At 49.2% G+C, this 329-nt stretch carries 1 protein-coding gene; it reads left to right on the top strand.

Features of this window, described 5'->3' with window-relative positions:
• Positions 1-329, top strand: a 329-nt coding sequence (locus tag ACVC08_RS00260; protein ID WP_452600513.1) for a hypothetical protein, incomplete at both ends; no start/stop codon positions are given.

Genomic DNA, 329 nt, shown 5'->3' with positions numbered 1-329 from the left:
AGTCACGACAACAACCGTAACCATTCCAGCAGGAAGCACGAGTGTCGATGTAGTGATTCCAATCACGGATGATGCCATAGATGAAGCCGATGAGACCTTTACCGTCGATGGCACAGTAACCAGCGGAAACACAGCAAACACAGACCCAAGCGGAACAGTAACGATCACCGATAACGACAATGCGCCAATAGTAACAATAGCTGATGCAACAGTCAACGAAGGCGCTGGCACAGTAACCGTTCCAGTAAGCATCGATACCGTAAGCGCAACAGACGTTGTAGTAGATATTGTCACGACAACAGGCACAGCAGGGACAAGCGATTACACAG

Source organism: Pontimicrobium sp. MEBiC06410, from assembly GCF_053601615.1.
This window is presented reverse-complemented; position numbering and strand designations above follow the sequence as displayed.